The organism is Comamonas aquatilis (assembly GCF_965139575.1).
Classification (GTDB): domain Bacteria; phylum Pseudomonadota; class Gammaproteobacteria; order Burkholderiales; family Burkholderiaceae_C; genus Comamonas; species Comamonas aquatilis.
Window position 1 is genome coordinate 244,378 of record NZ_CBCSIW010000004.1, and the last position, 17,866, is coordinate 262,243.

The 17,866-nt window shown below is 62.4% G+C and carries 17 protein-coding genes; 13 read left to right on the plus strand and 4 right to left on the minus strand.

The window, feature by feature from the left end:
• Positions 1 to 8: 8 nt before the first annotated feature.
• The 6 genes from ACNAZA_RS07985 (at position 9) to ACNAZA_RS08010 (ending at position 5,299) form a co-directional block, all read left to right on the plus strand.
• Positions 9 to 1,004 carry an LD-carboxypeptidase gene (locus ACNAZA_RS07985; RefSeq protein ID WP_415795978.1) on the plus strand — a complete coding sequence of 332 codons (996 nt, stop codon included), beginning with the start codon at positions 9 to 11 and terminating at the stop codon, positions 1,002 to 1,004.
• A gap of 63 nt (positions 1,005 to 1,067) precedes the next feature.
• Entirely contained in the window at positions 1,068 to 1,547 is a 480-nt protein-coding gene (locus ACNAZA_RS07990; protein ID WP_415795979.1) for a hypothetical protein, read from the plus strand.
• Entirely contained in the window at positions 1,544 to 3,316 is a 1,773-nt protein-coding gene (locus tag ACNAZA_RS07995; RefSeq protein WP_415795980.1) for a hypothetical protein, read from the plus strand. The genes ACNAZA_RS07990 and ACNAZA_RS07995 overlap by 4 nt, the downstream gene beginning before the upstream one ends.
• Before the next feature lie 129 nt (positions 3,317 to 3,445).
• On the plus strand, positions 3,446 to 4,435 hold the full coding sequence (locus ACNAZA_RS08000; RefSeq protein WP_415795981.1) for an NADPH:quinone reductase: 990 nt from the start codon (positions 3,446 to 3,448) through the stop codon (positions 4,433 to 4,435).
• A gap of 132 nt (positions 4,436 to 4,567) precedes the next feature.
• Entirely contained in the window at positions 4,568 to 4,933 is a 366-nt protein-coding gene (locus tag ACNAZA_RS08005; RefSeq protein ID WP_415795983.1) for a SpoIIAA family protein, read from the plus strand.
• Positions 4,934 to 5,050: 117 nt separating this feature from the next.
• The gene (locus ACNAZA_RS08010; protein WP_415795985.1) at positions 5,051 to 5,299 is read left to right on the plus strand and encodes a hypothetical protein; all 249 of its coding nucleotides are present in this window, start codon (positions 5,051 to 5,053) and stop codon (positions 5,297 to 5,299) included.
• A 37-nt stretch (positions 5,300 to 5,336) separates the two neighbouring features.
• Here the strand turns inward: ACNAZA_RS08010 and ACNAZA_RS08015 are convergent, their stop codons facing one another.
• Positions 5,337 to 5,720: a hypothetical protein gene (locus ACNAZA_RS08015; RefSeq protein ID WP_415795986.1), complete on the minus strand. Its 384-nt coding sequence runs from the start codon at positions 5,718 to 5,720 to the stop codon at positions 5,337 to 5,339.
• Positions 5,721 to 5,922: 202 nt separating this feature from the next.
• Between ACNAZA_RS08015 and ACNAZA_RS08020 the strand changes: the two genes are divergently transcribed.
• On the plus strand, positions 5,923 to 8,490 hold the full coding sequence (locus ACNAZA_RS08020) for a penicillin acylase family protein (RefSeq protein WP_415795987.1): 2,568 nt from the start codon (positions 5,923 to 5,925) through the stop codon (positions 8,488 to 8,490).
• Positions 8,491 to 8,601: 111 nt separating this feature from the next.
• Here ACNAZA_RS08020 and ACNAZA_RS08025 read toward each other — a convergent pair whose 3' ends face one another.
• Complete coding sequence (locus ACNAZA_RS08025; RefSeq protein ID WP_415795988.1) at positions 8,602 to 9,549, minus strand: alpha/beta fold hydrolase; 948 nt, start codon at positions 9,547 to 9,549, stop codon at positions 8,602 to 8,604.
• Between the two features lie 175 nt (positions 9,550 to 9,724).
• Between ACNAZA_RS08025 and ACNAZA_RS08030 the strand changes: the two genes are divergently transcribed.
• Positions 9,725 to 10,786 (plus strand): aldo/keto reductase, encoded by a 1,062-nt coding sequence (locus ACNAZA_RS08030; protein WP_415796098.1) that lies wholly within the window; start codon positions 9,725 to 9,727, stop codon positions 10,784 to 10,786.
• Positions 10,787 to 10,878: 92 nt separating this feature from the next.
• On the opposite strand, the gene ACNAZA_RS08035 is transcribed toward ACNAZA_RS08030, so the two are convergent.
• The gene (locus ACNAZA_RS08035; RefSeq protein ID WP_415795989.1) at positions 10,879 to 11,796 is read right to left on the minus strand and encodes a LysR family transcriptional regulator; all 918 of its coding nucleotides are present in this window, start codon (positions 11,794 to 11,796) and stop codon (positions 10,879 to 10,881) included.
• Between the two features lie 94 nt (positions 11,797 to 11,890).
• Here ACNAZA_RS08035 and glaH point away from each other — a divergent pair, with 94 nt between their 5' ends.
• Positions 11,891 to 12,823: a glutarate dioxygenase GlaH gene (gene glaH, locus ACNAZA_RS08040; RefSeq protein ID WP_415795991.1), complete on the plus strand. Its 933-nt coding sequence runs from the start codon at positions 11,891 to 11,893 to the stop codon at positions 12,821 to 12,823.
• Between the two features lie 87 nt (positions 12,824 to 12,910).
• Positions 12,911 to 14,155, plus strand: a complete 1,245-nt coding sequence (locus tag ACNAZA_RS08045) for an alpha-hydroxy acid oxidase (protein WP_120969007.1) — start codon at positions 12,911 to 12,913, stop codon at positions 14,153 to 14,155.
• A 143-nt stretch (positions 14,156 to 14,298) separates the two neighbouring features.
• On the opposite strand, the gene ybaK is transcribed toward ACNAZA_RS08045, so the two are convergent.
• Positions 14,299 to 14,787 carry a Cys-tRNA(Pro) deacylase gene (ybaK, locus tag ACNAZA_RS08050; protein ID WP_415796099.1) on the minus strand — a complete coding sequence of 163 codons (489 nt, stop codon included), beginning with the start codon at positions 14,785 to 14,787 and terminating at the stop codon, positions 14,299 to 14,301.
• A gap of 365 nt (positions 14,788 to 15,152) precedes the next feature.
• Here ybaK and plsY point away from each other — a divergent pair, with 365 nt between their 5' ends.
• The 3 genes from plsY to ACNAZA_RS08065 all read left to right on the plus strand — a co-directional run bounded on the left by plsY (position 15,153) and on the right by ACNAZA_RS08065 (position 17,866).
• A complete protein-coding gene (gene plsY / locus ACNAZA_RS08055) occupies positions 15,153 to 15,836 on the plus strand; it encodes a glycerol-3-phosphate 1-O-acyltransferase PlsY (protein WP_415795993.1) in 684 nt (227 codons plus the stop codon).
• Between the two features lie 218 nt (positions 15,837 to 16,054).
• Positions 16,055 to 17,587, plus strand: coding sequence for a DUF4178 domain-containing protein (locus tag ACNAZA_RS08060; protein WP_415795994.1), 1,533 nt, complete (start codon positions 16,055 to 16,057; stop codon positions 17,585 to 17,587).
• Positions 17,588 to 17,647: 60 nt separating this feature from the next.
• Positions 17,648 to 17,866, plus strand: a complete 219-nt coding sequence (locus ACNAZA_RS08065; protein WP_415795995.1) for a DUF350 domain-containing protein — start codon at positions 17,648 to 17,650, stop codon at positions 17,864 to 17,866.

The window sequence follows — 17,866 nt, forward strand, 5'->3', positions numbered from 1 at the left end:
CAGACCATGTGCATACCGCTGATGGCAGCTGCTGCGGCCATGATCACAGCCACGGCCCCAAGCACATCTATGTTTACTCGCCTTCGGGAGCGGTGCGCGACAAGGCCGCTTTCAAGCGCGGCATCAAGCGTCTTGAGGCCCTGGGCCATGAAGTGGAAGTGGATGCCGATGCGCTGAGCAGCCATCTGCGCTTTGCCGGCGATGACACCACCCGCCTGGCCGCCATTCACCGCGCGGCCGCCAGCGGTGCCGATGTGGCGCTGGTCTCGCGCGGCGGCTACGGTCTCACGCGCATCCTGCCGGGCATCAAGTACAAGACCGTGGCCAAAGCGATTGCCAAGGGCACGCAGTTTGTGGGTCTGAGCGATTTCACCGCTTTTCAGCTGGCCATGCTGGCCCAGACGGGAGCGACCACCTGGGCCGGGCCAGCGCTGAATGCCGACTTCGGCGTGGACACCAAGCACGGCGAAGAAGTCGACGACATCATGCTCGACTGCTTTGCCGATCTGCTCAGCGGCCAGGGCGAAGGCGCAGGCTGGCAAATGCCCAAGCTGGGCGAGCTGCCCAATGGCAAGCCCCAGCTCAAGGATTTCTATGTGCCCGGCGCTGCCACGCTGTGGGGTGGCAATCTGGCGGTGCTGGTGTCCCTGCTGGGCACGCCGTATATGCCGCAGATTGAAGGCGGCATCCTGTTCATCGAAGACGTGGGCGAGCATCCCTACAAAATCGAGCGCATGCTCACCCAGCTGCTGCTGGCCGGCGTGCTGGCCAAGCAAAAAGCCATAGTCTTCGGCCAGTTCACCGAGTTCAAGCTGGGCGCGCATGACAAGGGCTTCAAGCTGCAGACCGTGATCGACTGGCTGCGCATGCAAGTCAAACGCCCGGTGCTGCAAGGCCTGCCGTTTGGCCATGTGCCCACCAAGGTGCTGCTGCCCGTGGGCGCGCAGGTGTCGCTGTCGGTCGAAGGCCGCGAGGCACTGATTTACTGGGGTCACACCCACTGATTCATAGCGCCTGGCGCATTCTTCATATGGGCTGGGCGCATGTTTTATTTATAGAGGTTGGAAATGGGCAAAGCGGCGTTGCAATGGACCGATGAGATGCTGGCTCAGCTGGGCCAGGAGAAAGATGCCGTGCTGGCCCAGCGCTGGGGCACCTCGGCCAAGACCGTCAACCTCAAGCGCAATGCGCTGGGTGTGCCTGCCTTCGGGCATTTCCAATGGACGGATGCGGCGCTGGCCCTGTTGGGCCAGCACTCCGATGCGCAGGTGGCCGGCCAGCTGGGCATCAGCAAGGCCAGTGTGGTGGCCAAGCGCGGCGAGCTAGGCATTGCGCCCGCCAGCGGCAGCAGCCATGGCACATTCGAGTGGGACGCGGCGGCCGTGGCCTTGCTGGGTACGGCCTCGGACGCCAAAGTGGCCGAGCAACTGGGTTTGAGCCGACTGAGCGTCTACAACGCCCGCGTGGCCAGAGGCATTGCCGCTGCTGCGCGTGGCAGCGCAGACAAGGGCGACTCGGCGGGAGCGGCTTTAACCGAGGGCTCATGAGGAATCTGCCCGCCACGGCCAGACAGGGCATGGCGGCGGCCATGCTGGGTTGGTTGTGGCTGGCCTTGCTCTGGGGCGCCAGCCACTGGCTGGTGTTTTTGCCGCCCTGGGCCTGGTTGCTGGCTGTGGCGACGCTGGCGGCCCTGCCAGCATGGGGGCTGTGGCTGGCCTTGATGCTGCGCAAGCGCGTGCTGCACCACCAGTTTGCGCCGCAAGGCCGCATTCGCCGTTGCTTGTCAGGCGGCTGGTGGCCTGCCATCAAGGCCTTGGTGCTGGCGCTGCTGCTCAGTGGCAGCAGCTTGCTGCAAGCCTGGTTTCTCGCGCCCTGGGAATGGGCGTTGTTGGCCGCCGCACCCCTGCTGCATGGCCTGCTGCTCGGCTGGCTGCAAACCCGTCTGGATTCCGAATTCTCTCAGCCTGCTTTTACCTGGGCCTGGTGCCAGCGTCTGGCCCGCTGGCTGCTGGTAGCCGTGCTGGGAGGCTTATGGCTGTGGAGCATGGCGCGCAGCGTGGACTACGGCCGCGCTCTGGCCCCGGGCATGAGCGCCCAGGCGCTGGATGCGGCCATTGCCAGCATTCGTCAGGCGCCGTCGGGCTGGGTGCGATGGGGGCTGGATAGCTTGCTGGCACTGCAGGTAGCCGGCGGCGCAGTGACAGAGCTGCCCCAGCTGCCGGCCCTGCGTTTGCTGCTGCTGGCGCTGTTCGGCCCCGTGGGCGTGCTGCTGTGTCTGGGCTGCGCGCTGCAAGGGGCGGCAGGCGGGCGTGCCATCTGGCTTCAGGCCAGACCGCCGGCACAAGACAGGCGCGGCACGGCGGTGTTGCTGGGCCTGGTGGGCGTGTTGCTGGCCGGCATTCTGGTGCAGACCGGCGCCAGCGTGGATGGACTACTGCGCACCCATGAAAGCCCGCTGGCCCTGCAACGCCTGCCCGAGTGCGAACGCATAGGCCAGCAGCTCTACCGCCTGGGCACGCTGGAGGCCACACGCCAGCAGGCGCTGCAGGCCTTGGGGCAAATCAAGCAGGCACAGCTGGGCCAGGCTTTATGCACCGGTGCGGGCGAGGTGCGCAAGGAGATGGACGCGGCCATTGAGCGCTATCTGGACTGGTACTTCAGCCTGGGAGCCGAGTGGGGGCGTGTTTTCAGCCTGTTGACGGGCGATGTGGGCGTGTTCCTGCAGGACAAGCTGACTTCCACCCTGGGTCAGGCCAAGGGGCTGGATGCCTGGATGCAAGCCGTGCAGCAGCAGGGCGCACGCAGCGGTGCCGCGCTGCAAGAGGGGCAGCAGCGCATCAACGAGACCCTGGCTCGCCACCATCTGGCGCTGGATGCCAGCCAGTGCATTGTGCGGGTGCAAGTGCCTCAGCTGCCGGCCCTGGATCTGCTGGGCGAGGCACGCCAGCGGCTGGCTGCCAGTGCCGTGGCCGGCACGGGGGCCGGAGCCCTGGCGGCGGTGGTGGCGGCCAAGGCCATGGCCAAAACCTCCATGAAGGCGGCCAGCAAGGTTCTGGCCAAAGCGGCGGCCAAGCAGGGTATAGGCAAGGCCGGTGCCGCCGCGGCCGGTGCGGCGCTGGGCTCGGTCGTGCCCGGCGTGGGTACGGTGGCCGGGGCTGTGGTGGGAGCGCTGGCCGGTGCCGTGATCGGCGTGGGCGTGGACTGGGCGGCGCTGTATGCCGAGGAGCTGCTCACGCGCGACGCCATGCGTGCGGACCTGCAGGCCGCTCTGGGCGCGCAGCTGGGCAGCATGAGCCAGGCGCTGGGCTGCGAATAAGACATGGCCGGCAGGCGCACCAGCGCTGCCAAAACCAGCGCGGCCAAATCTTCTGGTTGCACCATAATCCGGGCCGCGACTGCCGCAGGCAGCGTGCTTGGGGACCACCAATTCGGAAGGAATGAGGCAATGCGGGCTGTTTGGTATGAACGACAAGGTCTGGCGCAAGAAGTCTTGCAGTATGGCGAGATGCCGACCCCGGTGCCCGCGCGCGGAGAAGTTCGCGTGCGACTGCTGGCCTCTGCCGTGAACCCGGCCGATGTCAACCGGCGAGCCGGGCGTCTGCATGCCATGGACTTTCCCCGCATCATTCCCAATAGCGATGGCGCAGGCGTCATCGATGCGGTGGGAGACGGTGTCAGCGTCGCCCGGATCGGCACCCGCGTGTGGGTGTATTTCGCCCAGAGAGGCCGCGCTTTTGGCACGGCGGCCGAATATGTGTGCCTGCCAGAGGAACTGGCGTCCGAGCTTCCTGCGCAGATGAGCGCGGAGCAGGGCGCCTGCCTGGGCATTCCCTGTGTGACAGCCTATTGCGCGCTTTTTGATTCCGAGCCCATCAAGGGCCGAACGGTGCTGGTCACGGGCGGTGCCGGTGCCGTGGGGCATTACGCGATTCAGCTGGCGAAATGGGGCGGTGCGCGTGTGATTGCCACGGTGAGCTCCAGCGCCAAGGCCGAGCATGCGCTTGATGCTGGCGCCGATGTGGTGATTGATTACACCCAAGCCTCGGCCGGCGACCAGTTGCAACAGGCGGCCGTGGATGGCGTGCAGCGCATTGTCGATGTGGATGTGGCTGCCAACAGCCAGCTGGTGCTGGGTGCCGCCCATGACAATGCCGTCTGGGTCAGCTATGCCATCGGCTCGCAGGCAACGGCGGCCTTGCCCATGGCCAGCATCATTCGCAAGAATCTCAGGCTGCAAGGCCTGTATCTCTCGGGCTTGCAAGCGTCCAGGCGTCGCGAGGCCCAGCAAGGTATTGCGCGCTGGCTGCAGCAAGTGCAGCACGCGCGGCACGCGGTGGACAGCGTGTTTTCTCTGCCGCAAACCGGCCTGGCTCATCAGGCGGTGGAAGCCAAGGCCAAAGTCGGTACGGTGGTGATTCGCTGCGATCAGGAGTAGCCAGTCTTCCCGCCTTGAGCATCCACAAGGCGGGCTTTTTTCAGTTCCAAGGCCGGTCTTGCGGGCATTTTTAAAAGGCTGCTATTGCGCCCCTAACGCCGTACAGTGGGGGTCTGACTGCAGGAGTTGCACATGTTGAACTACTCTTTGATGAAGCCCGAAGGCCTTTTGCTGCTGCAACCCCAGGGGCCTTTGACGCAGCAGGACTTTGAACGCATGAACCTGGATGTGAATGCCTATCTGGCAGAACACGCCAAGCTGCATGGCGTGATGATCCAGGCCAAGGACTTCCCTGGCTGGGAAAACTGGGCCGGGCTGAGCGCCCACCTGGGCTTTGTCCGCGACCATCACAAGCAGGTGGAACGCATTGCCCTGGTGACCGACAGCCAGTTGGCGGGTGTGGCCGAATTTTTCGGCAAACATTTCACGGGGGCCCAGGTTCGGCACTTTCCGTTTACCGACGACGAGCTGGCGCTGCAGTGGTTGCAGACAGTCTGAACATATCAAACACGCGATTTCTCCTGGCCCTTGATATCAGCGATCAGGTGAACCTAAGTGGTATTGAGCAGCTGCTATGAGGCTTGGTAGCAGGCACCAATCCAAGGAGTTTCGAGCATGACAGATCCCACCCAGCAGACTGCGGCCCATAAGCTGCTCTACATCCTGGTAGTGGAGCAGGGCTTGCGCGCAGGCGAGGGCATGGCGCCGCAGTTTCTGACCCAAGACCTGGATAGACGTGGCATGGGCCGCAGCGACCAGCAGGCGGCGCTGGCGCAGGCGATCAGCCAAGGCTGGCTGCAAACCGGGACCGAGGGCGAGATTCAGCTGACGGAAGAAGGCTTTGCTCTGGACTTCGCGCAGTGAAGCTACCGTTTTTGCTCGCTTTCTCTGCTGCTGGGCGTCACTCCAGGTAGACGCCTTTTTCTTTTTTGCGAGCTCGCATGCCGGTGCGCAAAAACAGCACGGCGCCGCCTTGCAGCGCCAAAGGCTTGCCGCTGGCGGCGGCCAGATGGGCGTCGGCGCGTTCCTTCCAGTGCTCAATCAGGCTCTCGATCGTGCTGCGCTCCTGGGCATTGAGCTGCGGGTGGCTTTGCAAAAAACCGCGCAGGTATTGCAAAGCGTCCTGCTCCAGAGCTTCGCGGGTGGTGGCCAGGGAGATATAGCTCACATCGTCATCGCGGCCGGCGGTGTGCGTGCCCAGCAGATAGCAGCCTATATAGTCGCCGCGGGTCTGGCCCACGGGCGGGTCCTGGCTGAGTTTCTTGAGCAAACTGAACGGCCACATGGGCAAAATCCTTCACGGGTGACGGCGCCTGGATGGTTTCCCGGCGCGAGGTGGTGATTGTCGCGCAAGCCGGGGTCTTGCCGCGCAGGCAATCCGGTTCGTCCAGCAGTGTCGAATGTCAACCGCTGTGCTACAAAAGCCGGCAGCTTCCGCAATGCGGCAGTGCTTGACCACAATGACATAGACATAGCGAGGCCGCAGCATGGGAGACAAGACAGCATCACAGCGCTGGGTTCGGCTGGGCTTGAACGCCGGTGCCGTGGCCGTGGGGGTGGCCTTGCTGGCCGGCAGTGTGGCGGCCGTCTACGGCGTCAAAGCCCAGCCCCGGCTGGATGGCACGCTAGCTGTTGCGGGGCTTGCCGGCAGTGTTCAGCTGCGGCGCGATGCCGCGGATATCACCCATATTCAGGCCCAGTCGCCACAGGATGCCTGGCGTGCCCTGGGCTTTGTCCATGCGCAGGAGCGCGGCTGGCAGCTGGAGTTCAACCGCCGGTTGATGCAGGGGCGCCTGTCTGAAATCCTGGGCCCTGCCACGCTGGAGCTGGACAAGCTGATGCGCGCGCTGGATATCCACGGTGCGGCCCGGCGCCAGTACGCGGCCATGCCGGCCTCGGTACGCGAGGCGCTGACGGTGTACAGCGAAGGCATTGCCGCGTTTTACGCCAGCCAAAGCCAGGCCAAGGCCCCCGAATTTCTGCTGCTGGGCACCCAGGCCGGCGGTGGAGATAGCGCGCCCTGGTCGGCGCAGGACAGCGTGGGCTGGGCCCTGATGATGGCGCTGGATCTGGGCGGCAACTGGGGCAATGAGGCAGCGCGCCTCAATCTGCTGCAAACCCTGAGTACCGAGCAGCTATGGCAGCTCATGCCTGCCTACCCGGGCGAGGCCCCGGCCACGTCCGTGGATCTGGCCGGGCTGTACCGCGAGCTGGGCGTGTACAAGCCGCAGGCAACGCAGGCCCATGCCCCCCAGGTTCCACAGGCAGGTACGCGGGTCGCCGATCTGGCTGTCAGCGCGTTGCAGCAATGGGCGGCGCAAACCGTGCAGGACATGGGCAGCAATGACGGCAAGGGCAGCAACAACTGGGTGCTGGCGGGTAGCCGCACGCAAAGCGGCAAGCCGCTGCTGGCCAACGATCCGCATCTGGCCCTGTCGGCGCCGGCCATCTGGTACTTCACGCATTTGCAGGCACCGGCAGGCAAGGCGGCCGATGGTGCCGAGCTGGCGGCCCTGGATGTGGTGGGCGCCGGCTTGCCTGGCCTGCCGTTTGTGGTGCTGGGTCGCACCCGCGAGGTGGCCTGGGGTTTTACCAACACCAATCCCGATGTGCAGGATCTGTATCTGGAGCTGATCGACCCTGACGATCCCGACCGCTATAGAACGCCCACGGGCTGGGAGTCGTTCGAGGTGCGCAACGAGGTGTTCAAGGTCAAGGGCCAGCCCGATCTGCAACTGCCGCTGCGCAGCACGCGCCACGGTCCGGTGCTCAGCGATGTGCAGGCTGTCTACAGCCAGTTTCTGGAGCGCCGCCGATATGCCGTGGCCTTGCGTTGGGCCGCGCTCGACACCGACAACGGCAGTATAGAGGCCGGGCTCAAGGCCAATGGCGCACGCACGGTGGAGCAGCTGTTCGCGGCTTTTGCCGGCTACCACTCGCCCATGCAAAGCATTGTGGCCGCCGATGTGCAGGGCCATATTGGCTTCAAGGCCGCAGGCAAGGTGCCGGTGCGTGCAGCGGATAACGATTTGCGCGGCGTGGCACCGGCTCCGGGCTGGCTGGCCCGTTATGACTGGCAAGGCTGGCTCAGCCATGCGCAGACGCCGCAGGACGATGGCGCCGCGCGCGGCTATGTGGCCACGGCCAATCAGCGCATCACGGCCGAAGGCTATCCGCATTTTCTGACCCAGGACTGGATCTTGCCTTACCGCTACCAGCGCATTGCCCAGCTGATTGAGGCCACGCCCAGGCACACGGTGGACAGCATGGCCGCGATTCAAAACGATGTGCTCTCGCCCGCTACCGTCAAATTGCTGCCCGCGCTGCGGGCAGCGCCATCGGCTCATCCTTTGGCGGCCCGAGTGCAGCAGATGCTGCGCGATTTCGACGGCCGCATGGACAGGGATGGCGCCGAGCCGCTGATCTTCTCGCTCTGGTCGGACGAGTTGGTGCGCGGCATTGTGATGCCCCGCATTGGCGAGGCCAGCTTCAAGGCCATCTACGGCAAACGCGATCTGCGCGCGGGGCTGGAAGGCATTCTGGAGCGCAATGACGCCTGGTGGTGCGCCCCGCAAAGCTGCGCCGAGCAAGCAGGGGCGGCGCTGACCCGGACCTTGGACACGTTGCAATCGGCTTACGGAGCCGATCCCGGCCGCTGGCGCTGGGGCGATGCCCATGCGGCCCTGAGCACGCACCGGCCGTTTGGCGGTGTGGCCGGTCTATCGGCCTTGTTCAATGTCAGCCAGCCCTCCAGCGGCGACGGCTATACCGTCAACGTGGGTCAGTTCAACGCCAATCCGGTGCCCGCCGATGCCAAAGGCCCGCTGGGCAACCGTTTTGCCAACCGCCATGCGGCCTCGCTGCGGGCGATCTACGACTTGTCGGATCTGGAAGCGTCGCGCTTTATCTACCAGACGGGACAGAGCGGCCTGCCTTTGTCCGGCCGCTATGCCGATATGCGCCAGCAATGGGCCGATGGGCGTTACCGCGCCCTGCAGATGCAGCCGCAGCACTGGGCGCACAGCCTGCAGCTGCGGCCAAAAGTTGCGCCTTGATGCCTATGAATTTGGTAGCTTCTTGCGTTTGATATGTATTGATTTCAAATATGAAGGTATCTGATCTCAATTGAAATCAAGCGCATGAAGCTATTGATTTGAGAGCTAATTTCAGCGCAAGAAGTTCTCTATCAACCGGGCCACGGCCTGGGGCTGGTCGTGGTGCAGCATATGGCCGGCATCTTGGACCACGGCGATTTCGCAGTTTTTCACCTGCTGCAGGCGCGCGTGGTACTGCTCCAGGGAATAGCGGCCCTTGTGCCACTGGCCCAGACTGTCATCCGAGGCTTCGATGGACAGCATGGGGGCGCTGATCTGGGCCAGGCAGGCCAGGGCTTCTTCCACGCGGTACAGATAGGGGTTGGTGATCTTGTGCGAGGCATCGCCCAGAATGCGCCACTGGCCGTTCGCATCGGGTGCGGCCCAGTGGTGTGCCAGCCACAAGGCCTTGTCGCGCGGCAGGCGGCGGTTGGTTTTTTGCAGGCGGTTGGCCACGGCCTCTACGCTGTCGTAGGGTGCCAGATCCATGCCGCCCGCGCGTTGCGCACGCAGCTCGTCCATCCATTGCGCCAGGCGTTTGGGTGCCTGACTGGCCGAAGTCTCGGGCATGCCAAAGCCTTCCAGGCTGACAAAGCGGCGTATGCGCTCGGCGCGCGCACCGGCATAAAAGCAGGAGATGTTGCCGCCCATGCTGTGGCCGACCAGATCGACGGGCCTGTCGGGCGAGAGCTGCTCGAGCAGCATGTCGAGATCGGCCAGATAGTCGGTGAAGTAATAACTGTCGCAGGCTGCGGGCGGGCGGCTCAGGCCAAAACCGCGCCAGTCGGCGGCCACGATGCGGCGACCCTTAACAAAAGCATCGCTGAAGGCATCGACCACGAATTGGTAGGAGGCCGCCACATCCATCCAGCCATGGGCCAGCACCAGCAGGGGCAGCTCGGGATTGTGGTTCTCTGGCGTCCAGCTGCGCAGGTGGTAGTGCATATTGCGCACGGGCAGCATCTGTGACTGCCAGAGGCGCTGGGGCTGGTAGGGGGCGGTGTCTTGGTCTTTGCTCATGGTCTGCTGGCTGTGGGGTGGTGCTTGGTTTCAATTATTGCGGTTGCGCCGCCACAAGCCGTCCGCCACGGGACAGTGGGCCATTGGTGAACACCCTCGGTTTCGCCATGGTCTTGCCCTGTGGCGGCATACACTGGAGCGCATGAATTCCTCTGCCAGCTCCTCCCGTCTTTCCATGCCTCCCGTCACCCTGGGTCACAGCGATCTGCGCGTCAGCCCGATCTGCCTGGGCACCATGACCTTTGGCGAGCAGGTGGATGAAGCCCTGGCTTTTCGCATCATGGATCGCGCCGTGGAGCGCGGTGTGGACTTCTTCGATACCGCCGAGATGTATGCCGTGCCCGCGCGTGCCGCCACCTGCGGGGCGACCGAAACCATCATCGGCCGCTGGTTGCAGGCCCGCCCCGGCATGCGCCAAAAGCTCACGCTGGCCAGCAAGGTGGCCGGCCCCGCGCGCGGCATGCCCTGGATTCGCGCGGGCAAGGGTTTGACGGGGCAGGATATTCAAAACTCCTGCGAAGCCAGCTTGAAGCGCTTGCAGACCGAGGTGATCGATCTCTACCAGATTCACTGGCCAGAGCGCCATGTGCCAGCCTTCGGCACGCTCTACTACCACCCGCAAAACGAAAAATCCGAAACCTCGATTCACGAGCAGCTGCAGGTGCTGGGACGGCTGGTGAAAGAGGGCAAGATTCGCCACATCGGCCTGTCCAACGAGACCCCGTATGGCGTGCATGAGTTTGTGCGCCTGGCCGAGCAGCACGGCCTGCCGCGCGTGGTGAGCACGCAAAATCCGTATTGCCTGGTCAACCGAACCTATGAAAACGGACTCGATGAAAGCTGCCATCGTCTGGGCGTGTCGCTGCTGGCCTATTCGCCGCTGGGCTTTGGTCTGCTGACGGGCAAGTTCGACCAGTTCGCGCCCCATGAGGCCGGTGCTCCGCAGGATGCTCGGATTGCGAAATATGAATCGGTGCAAAAGCAGCGCTGGGGCCGAGCCGATGCGCTGGCCGCCGCGCGCCGCTACAACGCCCTGGCTCGCGAGCATGGCCTGACGGCAGTGCAGATGGCTCTGGCGTTTTGCTATACCAAGTGGCAAGTGGCCAGCACCATCATCGGCGTGACCTCGGTGGCGCAGCTCGATGAAGACCTGAATGCCTGGGGCACGCAACTCTCGCCCGAAGTGCTGGCCGCCATCGATCAGATTCGCTGGGAAATCCGCGATCCGGCCTTGTGATTGATGGCTAAGCAGGCTTTAGCCCATACAAATAAAGCGCTGTTTGCTATCGAAATTGATGCAATATCGGTTTGGGACGCGCCTTGGCCTGTTCATGCGCCGTAAGCGCTGGACTGCTTGGGCTGCTGGGCCTGGGCGGCGGCCACAAAAAAGCGGATGGCCGGTGAATGCTCCCGCTTTCTATAGGCCAGCACCAGATGCACCAGTTCGTGAAAATCGCTGATGGGCCTGAAGGCGACGCCGGGCTGGCCGAACAAGCGTATCGATTCCGGCACGATCACCACCCCATAGCCGGCAGCGGCCAGGCTGGTTGCGGTAATGAAGTCGTTGACGTGATATTCCGAGCCGGCGCTGAAGCCCGCGACCGCCGCCAGGCGTGACAGCACTTCGGAAAAGCCTTCGGACTCGTTGAACTGCGGTGCAATAAAGGTCTGGCCTCTGAGCTCTGCGGCTTTGACCGAGGGCTGCCTGGCCAGCGCATGGCTTTCAGACATGGCCACCAGCAGCGGCTCGCTGTGAAGCAGCATGGCCTCCACTCCATCGGGGTAGTGGCGTCGGGGGCGCACCAGGCCCACATCAATCTCTCCGGTCTCGATGGCATGCAACTGCTTGGGCGTTTCCATGGCCACGACCTGCATGCGTACCCGTTCATGGGTGAGGCGAAAACTTCCCAGCAGGCGCGATAGCAGGCCCGAGGTTACTGCTGACGCCACATAGCCCATGCGCACGCTGCCGCTGAGGCCGCTGGCCGCCAACAGGCCGACCTGCTCGGCGCGCTCCATATGGCGCAGCGCACCCACGGCTTCGGCATACAGCAGGGCTCCCGCATCTGTGAGCGTGATGGGCTGGCGCTTGTTGCGCAGCAACAGGCGCACATTGAGGTCGCGCTCCAGTTGCTGCACCTGCACGCTGATGGCCGATTGAGCCACGCCAAGGCGATCTGCGGCGCGCGAGAAATGCAGTTCTTCGGCAACGGCGACAAAGTACTGCAACTGTCGGTGGGTCAGCATTTAATAAGAAAATAAGATTAAAAATTAATGTTCAGGCTATGGATCATATCAATGAGATGCGATGCAATAGAGGCCTTGCTACCGAATGACTGCCATGAACGCGCCAATCCCATCCCAAGCCCTCGCCTCCAAGAGTCTCAATGCCTACGAGATGTCCGAGCATCCCGACCATCCTCGTTTGCTGCATCTGAAGCTGAATCCAGAAGCGGTGCAGGGCTTTCTGGATGATGTGAGCGATATCGATGTCCAGAATCTGGAATACGTGCCCTTCATGCGCTTTCATATGGCACGCACTTTGGTCAAGCACATGGGCGTCGATTTTGCCGAGAAGCTCAACGCCATCGTCAAAGACCGCAACCATGGCGGCTTCACGCTGGGCTTGCAAGGTCTGACCACCGACAGCGCTGAATACGTGAAGTTCGGCACCGCCATCGGCCACATCCTTGGCCCGGGCAACCACGACTCCATGTCGGGCACTTTCTATGCGCGCTTTCTGGTCAAGCACACGGACGCCAGCGATTCCTATCTGCGCCAGGCCTACCGACTGTTCACCATGCATACCGACGGTACTTTCGTGACCGAAGCCACGGACTGGTTGCTGATGATGAAGTTCGACGAGAAGAATGCCGTGGGCGGCGAATCGCGCTTTCTGCACCTGGATGACTGGTCCGAATGCCAGCGCTTCGCCATGGACCCTCTGGGCTCCAAGCCGCTGCTCTACAAAGCCCCAGGCTCCAAGAACGTCAACGAGCGCGTGGAGCGTCCCGTGTTCTTCCACGGCGAGTTCGGCCTGTCCATGTCCTTCATCGACCAGTTCGTCCAGCCTGCCAACGATGCCGAAGCCGGCTATCTGCAGGCGCTGTCGGAGTCCATGGAAGCGTCCAGCGGTACCAAGACCGTGCGTCTGCCCATTGGCGATCTGGTGGTGCTGAACAATTATTTTTACGTTCACGGTCGCGCACCCTTTGAAAAAAATGAAAATCTGCATCGTGAACTGATGCGCCAGCGCGGTACTTTCGCCCGCTAAGCTTCAGTACGCGTTTGTGTGATACCCGGTGTGGTGTGATTGCCAGACCGGGTCTTTTCGTCTGTCCTTTTTGCTTGGCTACTTCCGATGAGCTCTGACTCCACCCTCTCGCCCCTGTCTCAACCTGCGCGGGTGGCTGCACAGGCCGCTTACGGCAAGCGGCCAGACCTGCCGCGCAGACTGCAGAACATCTTGTCGCTGGACGATTTCGAGACGGCTGCCCGCAAGCATCTGCCGCGTCCTCTCTTTGGCTACATCGCAGGTGCGGCCGAAGACAATATCTCGCTCAAGGCCAACCGCCAGTCCTTTCAGGACTACAGCTTCAGCACCCGGGTGATGGTGGATGTGGCCAAGAGAAACCAGCAGACCACCATCTTCGGCGAAACCTATGCCTCGCCGTTTGGCGTAGCTCCAGTCGGCATCAGCGCCATTTCGGCCTATCGCGGCGACATCGTGCTGGCGCAGGCAGCCGCATCGGCCGGCATTCCGGCCATCATGAGCGGCACTTCGCTGATCAAGATGGAAGACGTGCACCAGGCGGCACCGGGTACCTGGTTTCAGGCCTATCTGCCCGGCGATACCTCCCGTATTGCCGGTCTGATCGACCGGGTCGAGGCGGCCGGCTTCAAGACCCTGGTTCTCACCGTGGACATCCCTGTCTGGGCCAACCGCGAAAACAATGTGCGTACCGGCTTTTCCATGCCGCTGCGGCCCTCGCTGCGCCTGGCCTGGGACGGCATGATTCGTCCGCGCTGGCTGGTTGGCACTTTCATGCGCACGCTGCTGTCGCACGGCATGCCGCATTTCGAGAATTCCTTTGCCACGCGCGGTGCGCCCATGCTGTCGAATTCCGCCATCCGCGATACTACAGGACGCGATCACCTGACCTGGCAGCATGTGCAGGAAATTCGCCGTCGCTGGTCGGGCAATCTGGTCATCAAGGGCGTGCTCAGCGAACACGACGCGCTGCGAGCCGTGGAGGCCGGTGCCGACGGCATCATCGTGTCCAACCACGGCGGTCGCCAGCTCGATGGCGCTGCGGCTCCGTTAGAGGTGTTGCCGGGTATCGTCGACAAGGTAGGCCATCAAACCGTGGTGATGATGGACAGCGGCGTGCGCCGCGGCGCAGATGTGATCAAGGCCATGGCACTGGGCGCCCGCATGGTGTTTCTGGGTCGCCCCTTCATGTATGCCGCTGCTGTGGGAGGCCAGGTCGGTGTCGATCACGCCATCACCTTGCTGCGCGACGAAGTGGATCGCAACATGGCCATGCTCGGTGCCCGTTCGTCGCAGGAAATCACGGCAGACTGCATTCTGTCCAAAGTGCGCTAACTCCTTGCGCGGCTCAAATCCCCGGGCCCCAGAGCCCGGGTGCTGGGCTGGGTTTCGAGACGCTATTGGGTGCTTGCATATTCAAGCACTTGCAACGGGGCTTTGTGCCCCGTTGTCGTTTCAGGCGGCAGCAGGCTAGGGCATCAGCCCTTGAGCGCCACTTCAACGATTTGCGGCTCGAGCAAGCGCAGCAGCTCTGGTGGCGCGATTCCCACCAGATAGCCGCGGCGGCCGCCGTTGATGTAGATCCTGGGCAATTCGAGAATACTTTTTTCAACAAACACCGGCATCTTCTTTTTGGTGCCGAACGGGCTGGTGCCTCCGACCAGAAATCCGGTATGCCGATTGGCGACTTCGGGTTTGCAGGGCTCGATCTTCTTGTATCCGGCCTGGCGTGCCAGTTCCTTGGTCGATACCTTGCAATCACCGTGCATCAACACGATCAAGGGCTTGGCTGATTCATTTTCCATAACCAGGGTTTTGACCACCGAGTGCTCGTCAACATTGAGTTCTCTGGAAGACACCTTGGTGCCGCCATGCTCTTCATAGGCATAAAGGTGGCTGGAATATTCGGCGCCATGCTGTTGCAGGAATTTGGTCGCAGGGGTTTCGGGAGCGTTCATCAACTTCATCGCATTACCTAGAATCCATGGGCTCAAAAAGCGTCAGGCCGAAGGCCTGAACTGATTGATGGGTTTGATCATGCCATTTTCAGGATTTTTCCCGTCTTCCATCTCAAACGATGGTGAACCGCCAAGCGCAGGTGGCACCGGATGCAGACAGTTTTGGGGCCTTGAAAACAGCAACAGGACTGCCGTGGCGCGGGTAAATTTGCATTCTTGCGCATGGCATGAGCGATTAGGCTGTATTGATCCACCGCAAGCGCAAGCCATGGGCTGTGCGCTGGCAAAATAGGCGCAAAGCTTTAACAGCTTGGCTGCCAAAGCCAAAAATCACATCAAAGAACAAGCGCCAGTTTCTGGCACAAGGATTTCAATTGACCGCCCTGTATTCCCTGATCGCCGTGATTGCGGCCTATTTGATCGGCTCCCTGTCGTTTGCGGTCATCGTCAGCCGCACCATGGGGCTCAATGATCCGCGCACTTATGGCAGCGGCAATCCGGGTGCGACCAATGTGCTGCGCTCGGGCAGCAAGGCGGCAGCCGCCGTCACGCTGCTGCTGGATGCCGTCAAGGGCTGGTTGCCGGTGATGTTGATCAAATGGTTTGGTGCCGATTTCGGTCTGGCCGAAGGCACGATGGCCATGGCGGGCCTGGCCGCGTTTCTGGGCCATCTGTACCCGGTGTTCTTTGGCTTTCAGGGCGGCAAGGGCGTGGCCACGGCGCTGGGCGTGCTGCTGGGCATCAGCGGCTGGCTGGGTCTGGCGACTGCGCTGACCTGGCTGATTATGGCGGTGTTCTTTCGCTATTCCTCGCTGGCTTCGCTGGTGGCCGCGATTTTTGCGCCGGTCTACTACGTGCTGTGCAGTGGCGTGGTCTGGTATGCGGAGACTCCCGTCACGGTGGCGATTGTGGCCATGGCTGCGCTGCTGGTCTGGCGCCATCGCGAGAACATCCAGCGTCTGATGGCCGGCAAGGAGTCCAAGCTGGGCAAGAAAAAGCAGGATGCGGCAGCCGGTGCTGCGGCGGCCAAGCACGGCAGCAAGAGCAGGCGCCGCTGATCCTGCGCTGCTTGGCGAGGGCGCTGAAGCGCAGGCTTCAAGCGTCCAGCCAAGGGCCTGGATGAAAGCGGATAGACTCCTCAATCAACAGCAGGCTGCGCACGGTGTACTTGGTTTTGCAGTACAAACAGTGTTGAGAGTATTTCAGGGTAAGCGCAAGAAGCTCCTGATAACGTAGCAAAACCTCCTCGCAAGACATCAACGAGAACTCCCTATTTATGGCATCCGGCCCATCGCAGCGTGATTACAGCGCTCCTTGTCCTGGTTGTGGCGCTCCGGTTCACTTTGCCAGCGCGCAATCGAGCTTTGCCGTCTGCGAGTTTTGCCGAAGCACGGTGGTGCGAGAAGGCGAGGTGCTCAAGCGCGTGGGCTCCATGGCCGAGGTGTTCGAGGACTACAGCCCGCTCCAATTGGGCGCTTCGGGCATGGTGGGGCGCAATGGCAAGCCCCAGCCTTTCACCCTGGTAGGGTGGGCGCAATACAAAAGCGATGCCGGCAACTGGTCCGAATGGATGGCTGCCCTCAGCGATGGGGAGATTGCCTACCTGAGCGAGGACAACGGCAGCTTTACCTTCTCGTTTGCTTGGGCTCCGCCGGGCTGGAATGTGAGCGAGTTCAATCCGCGCGAATGGCGCATGGGGCGGGAACTCAAGGCGGGCGATCTGTCCTTTACCGTCACCAGTGTGCAAAATTCGCAGCTGTTGGCGGCCCAGGGCGAGCTGACGCAACTGCCTGCGCTGGGCAAGAGCTTCAAGCTGGTGGAGTTGCGCAATGACAAGGACCAGATCCTGTCGGCGGACTTCAGCGGCAAGGCACCGGTCTACACCCTGGGCGCACCCGTCAAGTTAGAAGCCCTGCAGATGCAAGGCCTGCGCGACAAGGCTGCGACCAAGAAGGAGCAGGGCCGCCACTTTAATTGCCCCAAATGCGCCGCCGTGGTGCCGGTGCGCTTTGACACCACCAAGGCCATGAGCTGCCCCAGCTGCGGCAGCCTGATCGACATGAGCGCTGGCATGGGCGGAGAGCTCAGCTATGCCGAGCAGCGCAAGAAGATCAAGCCACAGATTCCGCTGGGCAAGAATGGCAGACTCGATGGCCTGGAATGGCAGGTGGTGGGTTTTCAAAGGCGGTCGGGACGGGAGCTGGGCGAGGAAGACGACGATGAGACCTTTGAGTGGGATGAATACCTGCTCTACAACCAAAAGGCCGGCTTCTCCTTCATCGTCGATTCGCTCGATGGCTGGAGCACGGCGCGCGTCATCAGCGGCGCGGCCAAGCTCTCCAAGAATGGCAACACTGCCACTTATATGAAGCGCAAATACAGCAAGGAGTCGGCCTATCTGGCGACCACGCTGTATGCCGAAGGCGAGTTTTACTGGCCGGTTGCCAAGGGCCAGGTCACCAGCAATGTGGACTATGTCTATGGCGGCAAGCAGGCGTCTCTGGCCCTGGAGACTGCCAACAACGAGAGCACCTGGACCCACGGCCAACACGTGAGCGCGCAGACCCTGGCCCAGTCCTTTGGCGTTGACAAGCTCAAGGACCGATCCCAGGTCAGCCCGCTGTCGGGCAGCCGTTTCAGCATTGGCAGCATCTTGTTCTGGCTGTTCGTGCTGTTGTTCACCCTGCCTTTTTTGAGAGCCTGTGTCTCCAGCCCCAGCTGTGATCCGCGCACCGATCCCAATTGCAATTACAGCCGCTCCAGCAGCGGATCCTACGGCGGCTACACCTCGGGTGGCAGCCATAAATAAGCGTGGTTTTGCAGACCTGTGTCTGCAAGCTCACATTTTTTGAGACAAGGAGAATCGACCATGAACATCGACTGGTTCAGCGCCCAAAATTTCTTCGGCTCCATCCTCTATGCCCTGGTGGGTGTGGTGGTGTTCTGGGTCTGTTTTTTCATCATCGACAAGATCACGCCCGTGGACATGTGGGCCGAGATTGTGGAAAAGCACAACAAGGCCCTCGCCATGGTGGTGGCCGCCATGTGTCTGGGCATCAGCATCATCGTGGCAGCGGCGATTCACTGA